The following is a 14,048-nucleotide window of genomic DNA, read 5'->3' as shown; positions in this document are numbered from 1 at the left end:
TCCGTTCGTCGACATCCTCGCTCGAACCGGAGCATCGTCCGTCAGAACTCTTTTGTAAAATGCAAATATCTGAGGTATTATTCCGCATATAGGTATAATGGAGCGCGCCGTGAACGCAGAACTGCTCGACCTCAAAGCATTCATCACCGTGGCGGAGACGGGAAGCTTTGTCCGGACCGCCAAGGCGCTGAACCTGTCGCAGCCGGCGCTCAGCCGGCGCATTCAAAAACTGGAAGAAAGCCTCGGTGCGCCGTTGCTCGAACGGTCGACGCGCCACGTCAATCTGACCATGACGGGGCGCGACTTCCTGCCGAAAGTGCGTCGCCTCATCGACGAGTTCGAGACCTCGGTGCTCGCCATTCACGATATCGGCGCGCGAAGTTCAGGCTTGGTCTCGGTGGCTGCGGTGCCGACAGCCGTGTTCTATTTCCTGCCGCGTGCGATCGGCCGGTTCGCCGAAGCGTATCCGCGCATTCGCATCCGGATTCTGGACATCGGAGCCAATGAGGGCCTGGAAGCGGTCGCGCGCGGAGAAGCCGATTTCGGTATCAATTTCATTGGCGCCTCGCACGCCGAAATCGAATTTGAGAAACTGGTCGAGGATCCTTTCGTCCTGGCCTGCCGTCATGATCATCCGTTGGCATCGCGCAAACAGGTAAGTTGGTCGGAGATCGTGTCGCATCGAATCATCACCGTCGGTCGTAACAGCGGCAATCGCGCGTTGATCGACAATGCGCTGGCGCGACACGGCCTGCAGCTGAACTGGTCCTATGAAGTCGCTCACCTCTCCGGCTCGCTTGGCCTAGTCGAAGCGGGGCTGGGCATTGCCGTGCTACCGAGGCTCGCGACGCCGGCGGCCGGTCATCCGATCATTCACACCATTCGGTTGATCGAGCCGGAAGTATCGCGGACGATCGGAATCGTGCGCAGGCGCGGGGCGACACTATCTCCTCATGCCAGCCAGTTTCTCAAGATGCTCCTCGAGGCATGGCGCTCTCCTTCCGGGACGGGCGGGCATGGCAAGCCGCGGTCCCGGTCCGCTGAGGCAAGTTCGAATGCCGTGTCGACCGGTATGAAGGGGAAGCGCTGACAGCTTGCCCGTGCAGCGGTGCATGACCGTTCCCCTTGAACTGGAGTTCCTCGAGGCAGCCCGCCCTAAGCCAGAACAGCAAGAGGCGAATTGATTGCCACGAATTGATGCGGCGATCGCATTGATGCGCCGCGTTAAGCATCTCCGAGAGCCCGATCCCCCTCGACCTAGGTCTGACAACATGCCGCTAGATCGGATAGCGGCCATGCGCTAGTGTTTTTGCCGACCGGTTAAAACACCGGCGGCTTGAGGGAGAAAAACGTGAAATCCAAGATTATTGGCGCTGTATCACTGGCGGTCGCTGCAGCTGGGCTGTTTGCAGCCGCTGCACCCGCATTTGCGCAGCAAAAGACGATTACGGTGTGGTTTGCCAAGGGCTTCTACAGGTCCGAAGACGACGCACTGATCGAGACCATCAAGAAGTTCGAAGCAAAAACCGGTATCAAGGTCGAATTGTCGCAGTACGCGATCCAGGACATGATTCCGAAGACGGTCGCAGCGCTCGACGCCGGCACCGTGCCCGATGTCGCCTATTCCGATTCCTATGATGTGCAGGCGCAGGGCAAGTGGGCCTACGAGGGCAAGCTCGAGGATCTGACCGACGTCATGGAGCCGATCAAGGACCGGTTCGTGCAGAACACGCTGGACGCCTCGATCCTCTATAACGACGTCACCAAGAAGAAGGCCTATTATGGCTTCCCGCTGAAGCAACAGAGCATGCACGTCCAGATCTGGAACGACATGCTGGAGAAAGCGGGCTTCAAGCAGAGCGACATCCCGAATGATTGGGAAGGCTACTGGAGCTTCTGGTGCGACAAGGTGCAGCCGGCGATCCGCAAGGCCACCGGCCAGCGCATCTATGCCGTCGGCCAGCCGATGGGCGTGGAATCGACCGACGCCTTCCAGTCTTTCTACACCTTCATGGACGCCTACCACGTCAAGCTGGTCGATGATGACGGCAAGCTCACGGTCGACGATCCCAAGGTCCGCGAGAACCTGATCAAGGCGATGAAGGACTACACCGACACCTACATCAAGGGTTGCACCCCGCCGTCCTCGACGACCTGGAAGGACCCGGACAACAACGTCGCGTTCCACAACAAGACCATCGTGATGACCCACAATTTCACGATCTCGATCGCGGCGAAATGGTACGAGGACTCGCAGAACCAGGCCCTCACCCAGGAGCAGCGCGATGCCGGCAAGAAGGCCTATGAGCAGGACATCATCACCGCGTCCTTTCCGAAGGCCCCGGATGGTTCGACCATCCGCTACCGCTCCGACGTGAAGACCGGGCTGATGTTCGCCGCAGCCAAGAACAAGGCGGAGGGCAAGCAGTTCATCAGCTTCCTGCTCCAGGAAGATAACGTCCGTCCCTATATCGAGGGCGCACTTGGCCGCTGGTTCCCGGTGACCAAGGAAAGCCAGGCGAGCCCGTTCTGGCAGTCCGACCGCCACCGCAAAGCGGTCTACACCCAGTTCACCGGCGGCACCGCGCCGTTCGACTTCACCAAGAACTGGAAGTTCACGATCCTGAACAACGAGAACGTCTGGGCCAAGGCGATGAACCGGGTCGTCAGCGAGAAGGTCCCGGTCGACAAGGCCGTCGACGAGCTGATTGCCCGCATCAAGCAGGTTGCAGGCTAAGTTTCTCTTTCTTCCTCTCCTCGCTGGCGCGAGGAGAGGCAAAACGCTAACACCGGCCGCCTCGTGCGGCCGGAAGTCCTTTCAAAGAGTCCTAAAAGAATGGCGATCACTCTCTCTGGCGATCAGTCGATCCCCGCCCCGCCCCTGTCGCCGCGGCTGACCCCGGCGCAGGTCTGGGGCATCGCGCTGCTCGCGCCCTATCTGCTCGTTTTCCTCGCCTTCGTCGTCTATCCCGTCTGCTACGGGCTGTGGCTGGCGCGGGCCCCGTCGAACTATGTCGCGCTCTATAACGACCCGATCTTCGCGCGCGCTGCGGTCAATACGCTGATCTTCCTGGTCATCGGCATCAACATCAAGATGCTGATCGCGCTGTTCCTGTCCGGCTTCTTCGCCCAGCAGCGCACCTGGATCAAATGGCTCTCGGTGATCTTCATCCTGCCTTGGGCGGTGCCGTCGATCCCGACCATCCTGTCGGTCCGCTTCATGCTCAATCCCGAATGGGGCGTGATCAACCACCTGATCTTCTCCTTCACCGGCGATGACGGCCCGAACTGGCTGAACGACCCGACCGTGGCGCTGACCATGGCGATCGGCGTGCACATCTGGAAGTCGCTGCCGTTCTGGACGCTGATCCTGATCACCGGGCGCCTCGCGATCGCGCACGACCTGTTCGAGGCCGCCGAGGTCGATGGCGCCAGCTGGTGGCAGAAATTCCGCTTCATCACCTGGCCGTCGATGCAGACGCTCTACATCACCTGCACGCTGCTCTCGATGATCTGGACGCTCGGCGATTTCAACAGCGTCTATCTGCTCACCGGCGGCGGCCCGGCCGACCTCACGCACGTGCTGTCGACGCTCGGTATCCGCTATCTCCGGCTCGACCAGCTCTCGCTCGCGATGGCCTCCATCGTCTGCGCGATGCCGTTCGTCCTGCCGCTCGTGTATTTCATGATGAAACGGTTGTCGCGATGAAGTTTCCCGGCGTAAGCGAATTTTCCTGGCGCGACGTCGCGACGGAAGCGCGGCTGCTCCTGATCGGCATTCCGGTCTTCCTGTGGACGATGATCCCGATCTACCACATGTTCCTGTTCGCGATCTCCCCGAAGGAGGACGCGTTCTCGGGCAAGCTGTGGCCGGACCATCCGACGCTGCACAATTTCGAAATCGTATTCAGGCAGCAGCACTATTTCCTGCGCGACTTCTACGTTCAATTCTGGAATTCGCTGGTGATCGCGGCGGCCGTCGGCGCGTTGACGCTGTTCATCGCCACCGCCGCGGCGTTCTCGATCTCGCGGCTGAAGGTGCCCGGCGGGCGCATGGTGCTAAACCTCGCCCTGTTCACCTATTTCATCCCCGCGGCATTCCTTGCCGTGCCGATGTACCGCACCATGGGCAATTACGGCCTGCTCAACAACCACTGGGCGCTGATCCTGGCGATGGTGACGATCGCCTCGCCTTACGCGATCTGGGTGCTGAAGCAGGCCTCGGACAAGCTGCCGGTCGAGCTGGACGAGGCCGCGGTGATGGACGGTGCCACCACGCTGCAGATCTTCCGCCTGGTCTATCTGCCGCTGATGATGCCTTCGCTGGTCGCGATCGGCACCTATGCGGTGCTGCTCGCCTGGAACGAATATCTCTACGCGTTCCTGCTGCTCTCGAACGATCGCGAGATCACGCTTCCCGTCGCGCTCGGCAACTTCCTCGCCGCCGACGACTCGCCCTGGGAGCTGCTGATGACGACCGGCTTCATCTACGCCCTGCCGCCGGCCGCAGTCTATTACGCCTTCCGCCGCTACATGGTGGGCGGGCTGACGGCGGGTGCGGTGAAGTCCTGATCTCGCCCCTATGGCAGTTCGATGTGCATCAACGCGGCTAGTCGCTGAATTTCTGACGCCTCGCTGGCCGAAGGCCGGAGGTTCTTCTCAGCAATCACGGAGTGTAGCCATTCCAGAGCCAAACCAAATTCTCTATTGTCGATGAACTCCATCACCAGCTTCCGGTCTTCGGCAGCAAGTTGGGGTGCCATCGAGTCGAGGAGATGGGTGAGACCCTCCTTCAGTTGGCGCCATAGGACGGCTCGATCGATTGCCATTTGTAGTGTTCCTCAGAGCGGCGCCGCGCTCTCGCCCTGCGAGCTCGACAGTTTCGAAGCCAGCGAGGCGATGACGATGACGACCGCGATCAGGGCGATCACCAGGGTGCAGATCGCATTGATCTCCGGCTTCACGCCGAGCCGTACCTCGGAATAGATTCTGATCGGCAAGGTCGCCGAACCGGGACCGGTTGTAAAACTCGCAATCACGAGATCGTCGAGCGAGAGGGTGAAGGCGAGCATCCATCCGGCGACGATCGCAGGCGCGATCAACGGCAGCGTCACCGACAGGAAGGCGCGGACGGGGGCGCAGCCGAGGTCCATCGCCGCCTCCTCCAGCGAGCGGTCGAGCGAGCCGAGGCGCGACTGCACGACGACGGCGACGAAGCACATCGTCAACGTGGTATGCGCGATCGTCACCGTCCAGAAGCCGCGCTCGGCGTTCAGCGCGACGAACAGCAGCAGCAGCGACAATCCCGTGATCACCTCCGGCATCACCAGCGGCGCATAGAGCATGCCGGAGAACAACGTACGGCCGCGAAAGCGCTCGCCGCGCGCCAGCGCCACCGCGGCCAGCGTGCCGATCAGCGTGGCGATGGTCGCGGACGCGACCGCGACCCGCAGGCTCATCCAGGACGCCTCGATCATGGCCCGGTCGCCAAAGAACTCGTGGTACCAGCGCAGCGACCAGCCGCCCCACACCGTCACCAGCCGCGAGGCGTTGAAGGAATAGATGACGAGAATGAGGATCGGCAGATAGAGGAAGGCGAGGCCCAGCGCGAGCGAAGCGATGTTGAAGCGGGACAGGCGAGAGACTTTGCGCATCTCACCGCTCCTCCAACTGCCGCCGCTGCAGACGCTCGTAGAGCAGGAGCGGCAGCAGCAGCACCACGAGCAGCACGATCGCCGCGCTCGATGCAACCGGCCAATCCTTGTTGGTGAAGAATTCGAGCCATAGCGTCTGGCCGATCATCAGCGAATTGGAGCCGGCGAGAAGATCCGGGATCACGAACTCGCCGACAACAGGGATGAAGCACAAGAGCACGCCGGCGCCGACGCCCGGCAGCGACAGCGGGAAAGTCACCAGCCAGAACACCTGCCAGCGCGGCGCGCCGAGATCACTGGCCGCCTCCTCCAGTGCCGGCTCCATCTTGGCGAGCGTGGCGTAGAGCGGCAGGATCATGAACGGCAGATAGGAATAGACGATGCCGACATACATCGCGGTGTCGGTGGACAGCCACACCACCGGCTCGCTGACCAGATGCAGCGCCAGCAGGATCTGATTGAGCAGGCCGTCGTGCTGGAGGATGTTGATCCAGGCATAGATCCGGATCAGGAACGAGGTCCAGAACGGCACGATCACCAGCACCATCGCCACCGCCTGCCAGCGCTTCGGCAGCCGCGCCATGCCGTACGCGATGGGATAGCCGATCAGCAGCAGCAACGCGGTCGCCGTCACCGCAACGGTGAGGCTGCGCAGATAGGCGAACAGATAAAGGTCGTCGGAGGCGATCAGCCTGAAATTGTCGAATCCCAGCGCGGCAAAGGCCGCCCGGATCGCCGTCCACCCGGCCGTCAGGTGGAACACCGGCTCGTAAGGCGGCTGCGCAATCGCGGTCTGCGACAGGCTGATCTTCAGCACGAAGCCGAACGGCACCAGGAAGAACAGCGCCATCCAGACATAGGGCGCGATCGCGGCAAAGCGTGCCGGCCGCGCGAAAATCCGGCGCGCGCTCATGACGGCAGCACCACGCAGTCATCTGGCGTGAACCAGGCGACGATCTGCTGGTTCAGGCTATAGGCATCGACATCGAGGCGCGCGCTGTTGGCGACCGACGCCTGCACCATACCGCCGGTATCGAGCTTCACCTTGTAGGTGGTGGTGCCGCCGAGATAGCAGATGTCGGCGATCACGCCATCCAGCCGGTTGATCGCGGTTTCATGACCGGCCTCGCGCACGGGACCACGACGCGACAGCTTGATCTTCTCGGGGCGGATCGCGACCGAAAATCTGCTCTCGCCGACGGGCTGGCGCGGCTCGGCCACCACCAGCGTACCCGCATCGCGCGTGCCAATGACCAGGCGATGGCCGTCGCGCAATTTGGACTCTGCGTCGAACAGATTGATGTCGCCGACGAACTCCGCGATCCAGCGCGAGCGCGGCGCCTCGTAGAGCTCGCGGGGGCCAGCGACCTGGGCGAGCCTGCCGGCGTTCATCACGCCGATCCGGCTCGCCATCGTCATCGCCTCCTCCTGATCGTGGGTGACGATGATGAAGGTCATGCCGAGCCGGCGCTGGAGCTCCATCAGCTCGCCCTGCGTATTCTCGCGCAGCTTCTTGTCGAGGGCTGCGAGCGGCTCGTCGAGCAGCAACAATTGTGGCCGCCGCGCCAGCGCGCGGGCCAGCGCGACACGCTGGCGCTGGCCGCCGGAGAGCTGATCAGGCTTGCGCTTCTCCAGCCCGTCCAGCTTCACCAGCGCGACCATCTCCGCGACGCGCGTTGCGATGTCGGCGCGTGCCATGCCGGCGCGCCTGAGGCCGAAGGCGACGTTGTCGCGGACCGTGAGATGCGGAAACAGCGCGTAGTTCTGGAACATCATGTTGATCGGGCGCTTATGCGGCAGCGCCTGCGCGATGTCCTTGCCGCCGAGCAGGATGCGCCCTTCATCCGGGGCTTCGAAGCCCGCGAGCATGCGCAGCAGCGTGGTCTTGCCGCAGCCGCTGGGGCCAAGTAGCGCAAAGAACTCACCGGCCTTGATGTCGAGCGATACGCCGTCGACTGCACGGAACGTCCCGAACGTCTTGGCCACGCCCTCGATGCGCAACAGCGGCTCACCCGCGGCCGGGCGCGCATCTCCAGCCGCATCGGCCGCGGCGTCCGTTCTGGGCAACTCGTCAGTCATGGTCCCTGCCAACCCCTATGCCGCCGCACGCTAGCGGCGGATCGGGCTTTGCTCAACCGGTTCGAGGCGGATCATCCCAAATGGGTCTTCATACAAGGCGCCAAAAGGCGTATAGTCACAGACATGACCAAGTTGCTGGATCAGGCTTTGGAGATCGCGCGCAGTCTGCCTGCGGACGCACAAGACGACATTGCCCGGATCGTGCTGCAGCTTGCCGGCGCAGAAGTAGCCTCTCCCGTCATTCTCTCGGAGGATGAGAGACCGGCGATTGCGGCATCCAAGGAGGCCGCAGCACGAGGCGAATTCGCGACCGAGGCTCAAGTCGGGGCAACTTGGGCCAAATACGGCCTGTGAAGAAAGCGCGAGTTCCGCTTATCGGATTGCTTATCTTTCTATCATCACCAGCTTTTGCAGAGGTGGCGGACAAGGAGCCCACTATCCTTCAGCTATGGATGGTTCCGGGGATTATCACAGCCGTTGCCTTCATCGCAGGAGTGAAGCGCCCGTCGTTCGCGCTTTTCCTTTTCCCGATCGCGTTATTTTGCGCTTGGGGCCAAGTCGATGAACTCCAGGATCCCTTTGTTGGCCCCGCGATCCGCGCCGAATTGGGCGATACGTACTTCACTCACGGATACCTGTCGGCGGCGGTGGGGATAGTGGGTCCACTCATCGCCTGGGCCGTGCTCGGGTTCTATCGGGTGAAGGCCAAGCGCTAACTACGGCGCCATCCCATTTATGGGTTCACGGCCTAATTCACACCCGCCATGAACGCAGCCAGCGCCTCGCGGTCCGCCGTCGGCATGGTCAGGCCGAGCTTGGAGCGGCGCCACAGGATGTCCTCGGGGAAGCGCGCCCATTCCCGGGCCATGAGATAGCGCACCTCGGCGCCGGTCAGGTCGGGACCGAAGGCGGGTCCCAGCTCATCGCGCGTCTTCGCCTCGCCCAGCACGGCCGGCAATCGCGAGCCGTAGGCCGCAACCAGGCGCCGGGCCTGCGGCTCCGAAAGAAAGCGCCAGCGGTGGCGCGCGAGGTCGACCTCGGTCTCGAAACGATCCCAGGCAAAATCTCCGCCGGGTAATGCCGCGCCGGCGGTCCAGCGCGGCGACATCGGATAGAACGGCGTCAGCCGCGTCACCGCCCGCTCGGCGCGCAGCCGCGAGGTGGTGACGTCGCCGCCGAACATCGTGAGCAGCGGCGCATTGCGGCGGCGTGCGTGGAACAGCGTCGTCCCGTCGCGGCGCCGCGCGGACGCGGGCGTCAAATTGACGCCGGAGACCGTGCGCACCACGTCGGTCGGATCGACGCGCTCGCGGAAATAACGGCTCGCGGCCTCGCAGAGATAGCTGACATCGGCACCCGGCACCGCGACGATTGCGGGATCGCCGGTGAAGTCATGCGTGACCGTGCCAACCAGCGTGAAATCACGCTCGAACGGGCTGGCAAAAATCAGCCGCCCGTCGTTATTCTGGAACACATAGACGTTGTCGGACTCGAACAGCTTGGGCACGACGATCTGGCTCATCTGCATAGCCGCCATCGCCGGCTGCTTCTGTCGCAGCACGGTCTCGGCGACCATCGACGTCCAGCCGCCGGTGGCATTGGCCAGCGCACGTGCCGTGATCACCCGGCGATGGCCGCGGTCGATTAGCGCGAGCCGCCAGATGTCGGTCCTGTCAGCGCGCACGCAACGCGCGCCGGTCCGGATCGCGGCGCCACGCTCAGTGGCATCCAGCGCCGTGAGCACCACCAGGCGCGAATCGTCGACGACGCAATCGGCATATTCGAACGCGATGCCGAACGGCCGCTTCAGCGCGTTGCCGACCGGATGATGCGTGATGTCGAGGGTGGTCGATCCGGGCAAGCCGCCGCGGTTCGTGAGGGCGTCATAAACATAAAGGCCCGCGCGCAACAGCCATGGCGGGCGTTCGTCGGAATGGGCGGGGATCACAAAACTCATCGGCCGCACCAGATGCGGCGCGATCCGGAGCCAGGTCCGGCGCTCGGCCAGGGCCCGGCGCACCCGCCAGAAGCCACGCCGCTCGAGCACCGACAGATCGCCATGAATCAATCGCGGTGTCGCCGATGACGCGGCGCCGGCGAGATCGCCCTGCTCGATCAGGATCACCCGCAGCCCGCGGCCGGCGGCATCGCGCGCGAGGCTGACACCGTTCAGGCCGCCGCCGATGATCGCGAGATCGTAATCCGCCATGAAACCGTCGAATGGGAGCGAAACGAAGCGCTCTCACCACTAGCCGGTCTTGAGCGCAAGCTCCATGGCCTCGACGCGGCCGACGAGGCCGGCATATTTCCCGATGGGCAGCGGCTTGCCGAGCAGATAGCCCTGCACGCCGTCGCAGCCCTCCTTGGCAAGGAAGGCGAGCTGGTCGATCGTTTCGACGCCCTCGGCGATGATCGACATTTCGAGGCCGTGACCGAGATCGATCACGGCGCGGACGATCGCGGCCGATTGCGGGTTGCGGCCGAGATTGATGATGAAGGCGCGGTCGATCTTGATCTTGTCGAACGGGAACGCCTGGAGATAGCTCAGCGAGGAGTAGCCGCTGCCGAAATCGTCCATCGAGATACGGACGCCCAGCGCCTTCAGCCGGCGCAGCAGCGCGAGGCCGCGATCGAAGTCCTCGATCAAGACGCCCTCGGTGATCTCGAGCTCGAGACGGCCGGGCGCAAGCCCGGTTTCGATCAGGATCGAATGGACGAGCCCGACCACGTCGCCGTGCATGAACTGCGCCGGCGACAGATTGACCGCGACCTGCAACGGCTTCGGCCACGACGCCGCCTCGCGGCAGGCCTCGCGCAGGATCCATTCGCCCATCTCGACGATCAGGCCGCTTTCTTCCGCGATCGGGATGAACTCGGCCGGCGAGACCTGGCCGCGCACCGGATGCTGCCAGCGCGCCAGGGCCTCGAAACCGATGATCTCGCTCTCGGCGACGCTGTGGCGCGCGATGCCCTGCGGCTGGAAGGCCAGCGACAGCTCGCCGTTCTTGATCGCCTTCGACAGGTCCTGGTGCAGCACGCGGCGGTCGCGGATCTGCTGGTCCATCTCGGGCTGGTAGAGGCTGATCGTGCCGCGGGACTTCTGCTTGGCGCGGAACAGGGCCGCGCCGGCGTTGGCAAGCAGCGAGGCCCCGTCGGGGCCATTGTGCGGGAAGACCGACATGCCGGTGGAGATACCGGCGCGGACCGCGCGGCCGTCGATGTGGAATTCCGGCGCAAGCGCCTCGCCGAGCTGCTGCGCCAGGGCGAGGCCCGCGTCGGGCTGCTTGCCATCGATGATCAGGCCGAATTCGTCGCCGGAGAGGCGCGCCACCAGGCCGCCGCGCGCGGTGTCCTGGAGCCGCTGCGCCACCTCTATCAACAGCTTGTCGCCAAGCGCATGGCCGAATACGTCGTTGACTTCCTTGAGGCCGTCGAGATCGACGCAAAGGACCGCGAATTCCTCGTCGGTCCCTTCGCAGGCCTCGATCATCTGGTTCAACGCCTGAAGGAAGGCGGCGCGGTTCGGCAGGTCGGTGAGGCCGTCGTGATAGGCCATGTGCGCCATGCGCGACTCGGTCTGCCGGCGGTTGGTCACGTCCTCGTGGGTCTTGATCAGATATTGCGGCTCGCCGGCGTCGTTGAGCACCGTGGCACGCCGGGTCAAGAACAGGCGAAGGCCGTCCTTGGTGGAGATCGGATGCTCCTCCGTGATCATCCCGCGCTTCTTGATCGCGGCCTCGTCGCGCGCGATGATCAGCTTGGCTTCCTTGGCATTGAAGATGTCGGAGGCGGTCAGGCCGGTGGCTTCCTCGCGCCTGCGGTTGAGGATCGTCTCGGCGCTGCGGTTGGCGAGCAGATAGCGGCCATCCTTGACCTGCTCCACGATCAGCGCCACCGGGATATTGTCGACCACCAGCTCGAGGAACTTCTTGGTGCTCTCCAGCTCCATCGACAGCGATTGCCGATCGGTGATGTCCTCGAACACCACCAGCAGGAATTCCGGCTTGTTGCTCTCGTTGCGGACCACGATCCGGATCGAGGCCACCATGCGCCGGGTCTGGTCGCGTTGGACCTCGACCTCGAATTCGTTGCGATACTGTCCTTCCGGCGCCAGCAGCGCCGCCCGGTCGGTCGCCTCGATGCTCGCCGCCGATGTCGGACCGAACAGCTCGCGCGCATTCTTGCCGACGACCTGGTCGCGCGAAAAGCCCCAGAAGCGCTCATAGGCGCGGTTGGCAAAGATGTAGCGGCCGTCCTCGATGTTCTTGGCGGCCACGCAGGCCGGAACGTTGTCCAGCACCGTTTCGAGGAATTGCTTGGTCGAGGCGAGCTGCCGCGACAGCTTGCGCTGCTCGCTGACGTCGAGATGGGTCGCCACCGAGCCGCCATTCGGCAGAATGAAATATTTAACCAGGATGGCGCGGCCGTCCGACAGCTCACTGATCAGGCCGTTCGGGCTTGCCGCCTTCTCGTAGAAGTCGTCGTCGGAGACGGCGAGGACCCCGCGCTTGCGCCGCAACTCGAGGATGTCGTAGCCGGTCATGCCAGTCCACAGATCCGAGCGCGTCAGGCCGTAGATCTCGAGATAGCGGTCATTGCAGAAGATGATGCGCCGCTGCGCATCCGTCATCACCACGCCCTGGTTGAGATTGTTCATGGCGGAGGAGACGAAGGCGTTGCGCCGCAACTGCGAACGCGTGCTCCGGCGCAGCGCCGAATGGATCGACAGCACGATCGCCGCCAGGAACGCGCAGACGACAACGCCCCCGATCAGGGCTTCCCAGATCAGATTGGAGTCGAGATTGCCGAGATAGCTCGGCGGAACAAGGCTGTCCGCGTGGGCACGCGAAGGCGCGACCGCGCTGGCCAGGCACACGACGGCCTGCACAGCAATCGGAAGCATGCTGCCTTCGTGCCAGTTCTTCTCAGCCATCCGCCACCCGCGATTTCAACTGCGGATTGTCTGGCTTCACGGGTTTGGATCGGGTAAACGCCTGTACGTCCAACAGAAAAATGTGACGCGAAATACGGCAATTGCCCTGACATGATAAATACTTCCTTAACGGAAAACACCCGCGCGGCGCGTTTCCCAGGCAAACCAGCGCCATCGGCAACTTCGGCGGGACTTCTGCACAACCATGGATAGGGTCGACTGCGTCGTCATCGGAGCCGGCGTGGTCGGGCTCGCGGTGGCCCGGAAGCTGGCCCAGGCCGGGCGCGAAGTGATCGTGCTCGAGGAAGCCGAGGCGATCGGCACCGTCACCTCCTCACGCAACAGCGAGGTGATCCATGCCGGAATCTATTACCGCGCCGGAAGCTGGATGGCGCGCATGTGCGTCAGCGGCAAGCATGCGCTCTACCGCTATTGCGGCGAGCGCGGCATCCCGCACAAGAACTGCGGCAAGCTGATCGTCGCGACCAATGCAAGGGAAACCGAGAAGCTGCAATCGATCAAGGCGCATGCCGAAGCCAATGGCGTGCTCGACATGCAATTGCTCTCGGGCGAAGACGCGCGCGCGCTGGAGCCGGCGCTGGCCTGCGACGCCGCGCTGCTCTCGCCGTCCACCGGCATCATCGACAGCCACGCCTACATGCTCTCGCTGCGCGGCGAGGCCGAGGAGGCGGGCGCGGCCTTTGCGTTTCTCACACCGCTGATCCGCGCCAAGGCGGATGCCGGCATGATCGAGATCGAAGCCGGCGGCGAAGCGCCGATGACGCTGCAATGCGGCCTGCTCGTCAACGCCGCCGGGCTTTCGGCGACGACGGTGGCACGGCACATCGACGGCATGCCGGTTGACCGGATTCCGCCGGCCTATCTCGCCAAGGGAAACTATTTCAGCTGCAACGCGCGCGCACCGTTCTCGCGCCTGATCTATCCCGTGCCCGAACCCGGCGGGCTCGGTGTGCATCTGACGCTGGACATGGCAGGACAGGCGCGCTTTGGCCCCGACGTCGAATGGATCGAGACGATCGACTATGAGGTCGATCCGTCGCGCGCCGAGCGCTTCTATCCGGCGATCCGCAAATACTGGCCAACGCTTCCCGATGGTGCGCTGATGCCGAGCTATTCGGGCATCCGTCCGAAGATCGTGCCGCCGGCGGTGGCCACGCAGGATTTCTTGATGCAGGGACCGCGCGACCATGGCGTCGCGGGCCTGATTAATCTGTTCGGTATCGAATCGCCGGGACTGACGTCGTCGCTCGCGATCGCAGACCACGTCGCGGAGCTCGCAGGACTCTAGACGCCGCGCAACGATCATTGCGCGGTGCGCACCTTACGGCAGGGATGAGCGCAAGCGCTTTCACCCATGCCTG

Annotated in this window: 13 protein-coding genes; 7 read left to right on the top strand and 6 right to left on the bottom strand. The window is 63.6% G+C overall.

The features are described 5' to 3' along the window. The first annotated feature begins 97 nt into the window (after positions 1-97). The 4 genes from YUA_RS0121025 (at position 98) to YUA_RS0121010 (ending at position 4,572) form a co-directional block, all read left to right on the top strand. Complete coding sequence (locus YUA_RS0121025) at positions 98-1,090, top strand: LysR family transcriptional regulator (RefSeq protein WP_051383286.1); 993 nt, start codon at positions 98-100, stop codon at positions 1,088-1,090. Between the two features lie 261 nt (positions 1,091-1,351). Next, the gene (locus tag YUA_RS0121020; protein ID WP_027532488.1) at positions 1,352-2,737 is read left to right on the top strand and encodes an ABC transporter substrate-binding protein; all 1,386 of its coding nucleotides are present in this window, start codon (positions 1,352-1,354) and stop codon (positions 2,735-2,737) included. A 99-nt stretch (positions 2,738-2,836) separates the two neighbouring features. Then, a complete protein-coding gene (locus YUA_RS0121015; protein ID WP_027532487.1) occupies positions 2,837-3,709 on the top strand; it encodes a carbohydrate ABC transporter permease in 873 nt (290 codons plus the stop codon). Next, positions 3,706-4,572, top strand: a complete 867-nt coding sequence (locus YUA_RS0121010) for a carbohydrate ABC transporter permease (RefSeq protein ID WP_027532486.1) — start codon at positions 3,706-3,708, stop codon at positions 4,570-4,572. The genes YUA_RS0121015 and YUA_RS0121010 overlap by 4 nt, the downstream gene beginning before the upstream one ends. An 8-nt stretch (positions 4,573-4,580) precedes the next feature. Here YUA_RS0121010 and YUA_RS0121005 read toward each other — a convergent pair whose 3' ends face one another. Genes YUA_RS0121005 through YUA_RS0120990 form a run of 4 tightly spaced genes read right to left on the bottom strand, consistent with a single transcriptional unit; the run spans position 4,581 to position 7,733 of the window. After that, positions 4,581-4,829, bottom strand: a complete 249-nt coding sequence (locus tag YUA_RS0121005; RefSeq protein ID WP_027532485.1) for a MafI family immunity protein — start codon at positions 4,827-4,829, stop codon at positions 4,581-4,583. 12 nt (positions 4,830-4,841) lie between these two features. Further along, a complete protein-coding gene (locus tag YUA_RS0121000; RefSeq protein WP_027532484.1) occupies positions 4,842-5,654 on the bottom strand; it encodes an ABC transporter permease in 813 nt (270 codons plus the stop codon). Position 5,655: 1 nt separating this feature from the next. Beyond that, a complete protein-coding gene (locus YUA_RS0120995) occupies positions 5,656-6,567 on the bottom strand; it encodes an ABC transporter permease (protein ID WP_027532483.1) in 912 nt (303 codons plus the stop codon). Beyond that, entirely contained in the window at positions 6,564-7,733 is a 1,170-nt protein-coding gene (locus YUA_RS0120990; protein ID WP_027532482.1) for an ABC transporter ATP-binding protein, read from the bottom strand. The genes YUA_RS0120995 and YUA_RS0120990 overlap by 4 nt, the downstream gene beginning before the upstream one ends. Before the next feature lie 123 nt (positions 7,734-7,856). Between YUA_RS0120990 and YUA_RS0120985 the strand changes: the two genes are divergently transcribed. Then, complete coding sequence (locus tag YUA_RS0120985) at positions 7,857-8,087, top strand: hypothetical protein (protein ID WP_027532481.1); 231 nt, start codon at positions 7,857-7,859, stop codon at positions 8,085-8,087. Then, positions 8,084-8,449: a hypothetical protein gene (locus tag YUA_RS0120980; protein WP_156947181.1), complete on the top strand. Its 366-nt coding sequence runs from the start codon at positions 8,084-8,086 to the stop codon at positions 8,447-8,449. Before YUA_RS0120985 ends, YUA_RS0120980 begins: the two co-directional genes overlap by 4 nt. 32 nt (positions 8,450-8,481) lie before the next feature. Here YUA_RS0120980 and YUA_RS0120975 read toward each other — a convergent pair whose 3' ends face one another. Then, entirely contained in the window at positions 8,482-9,942 is a 1,461-nt protein-coding gene (locus YUA_RS0120975) for a glycerol-3-phosphate dehydrogenase (protein WP_027532479.1), read from the bottom strand. A gap of 39 nt (positions 9,943-9,981) precedes the next feature. Then, on the bottom strand, positions 9,982-12,666 hold the full coding sequence (locus YUA_RS0120970) for an EAL domain-containing protein (RefSeq protein WP_027532478.1): 2,685 nt from the start codon (positions 12,664-12,666) through the stop codon (positions 9,982-9,984). Positions 12,667-12,871: 205 nt separating this feature from the next. Between YUA_RS0120970 and YUA_RS0120965 the strand changes: the two genes are divergently transcribed. After that, positions 12,872-13,975, top strand: coding sequence for an NAD(P)/FAD-dependent oxidoreductase (locus YUA_RS0120965; RefSeq protein WP_027532477.1), 1,104 nt, complete (start codon positions 12,872-12,874; stop codon positions 13,973-13,975). Positions 13,976-14,048 lie beyond the last annotated feature (73 nt).

It is taken from the genome of Bradyrhizobium sp. WSM3983, assembly GCF_000473045.1.
Taxonomy (GTDB): Bacteria; Pseudomonadota; Alphaproteobacteria; order Rhizobiales; family Xanthobacteraceae; genus Bradyrhizobium.
The sequence above is the reverse complement of the archived record's forward strand: the minus strand, read 5'-3'. Positions and strand labels throughout refer to the sequence as shown.

Bases quoted from the DNA above. Each gene is read 5' to 3' on its own strand.
- YUA_RS0121025 (WP_051383286.1), top strand. From the start codon at position 98: ATGGAGCGCGCCGTGAACGCAGAACTGCTCGACCTCAAAGCATTCATC.
- YUA_RS0121015 (WP_027532487.1), top strand. From the start codon at position 2,837: ATGGCGATCACTCTCTCTGGCGATCAGTCGATCCCCGCCCCGCCCCTG.
- YUA_RS0121010 (WP_027532486.1), top strand. From the start codon at position 3,706: ATGAAGTTTCCCGGCGTAAGCGAATTTTCCTGGCGCGACGTCGCGACG.
- YUA_RS0121005 (WP_027532485.1), bottom strand. From the start codon at position 4,829: ATGGCAATCGATCGAGCCGTCCTATGGCGCCAACTGAAGGAGGGTCTC.
- YUA_RS0121000 (WP_027532484.1), bottom strand. From the start codon at position 5,654: ATGCGCAAAGTCTCTCGCCTGTCCCGCTTCAACATCGCTTCGCTCGCG.
- YUA_RS0120995 (WP_027532483.1), bottom strand. From the start codon at position 6,567: ATGAGCGCGCGCCGGATTTTCGCGCGGCCGGCACGCTTTGCCGCGATC.
- YUA_RS0120990 (WP_027532482.1), bottom strand. From the start codon at position 7,733: ATGACTGACGAGTTGCCCAGAACGGACGCCGCGGCCGATGCGGCTGGA.
- YUA_RS0120985 (WP_027532481.1), top strand. From the start codon at position 7,857: ATGACCAAGTTGCTGGATCAGGCTTTGGAGATCGCGCGCAGTCTGCCT.
- YUA_RS0120975 (WP_027532479.1), bottom strand. From the start codon at position 9,942: ATGGCGGATTACGATCTCGCGATCATCGGCGGCGGCCTGAACGGTGTC.
- YUA_RS0120970 (WP_027532478.1), bottom strand. From the start codon at position 12,666: ATGGCTGAGAAGAACTGGCACGAAGGCAGCATGCTTCCGATTGCTGTG.
- YUA_RS0120965 (WP_027532477.1), top strand. From the start codon at position 12,872: ATGGATAGGGTCGACTGCGTCGTCATCGGAGCCGGCGTGGTCGGGCTC.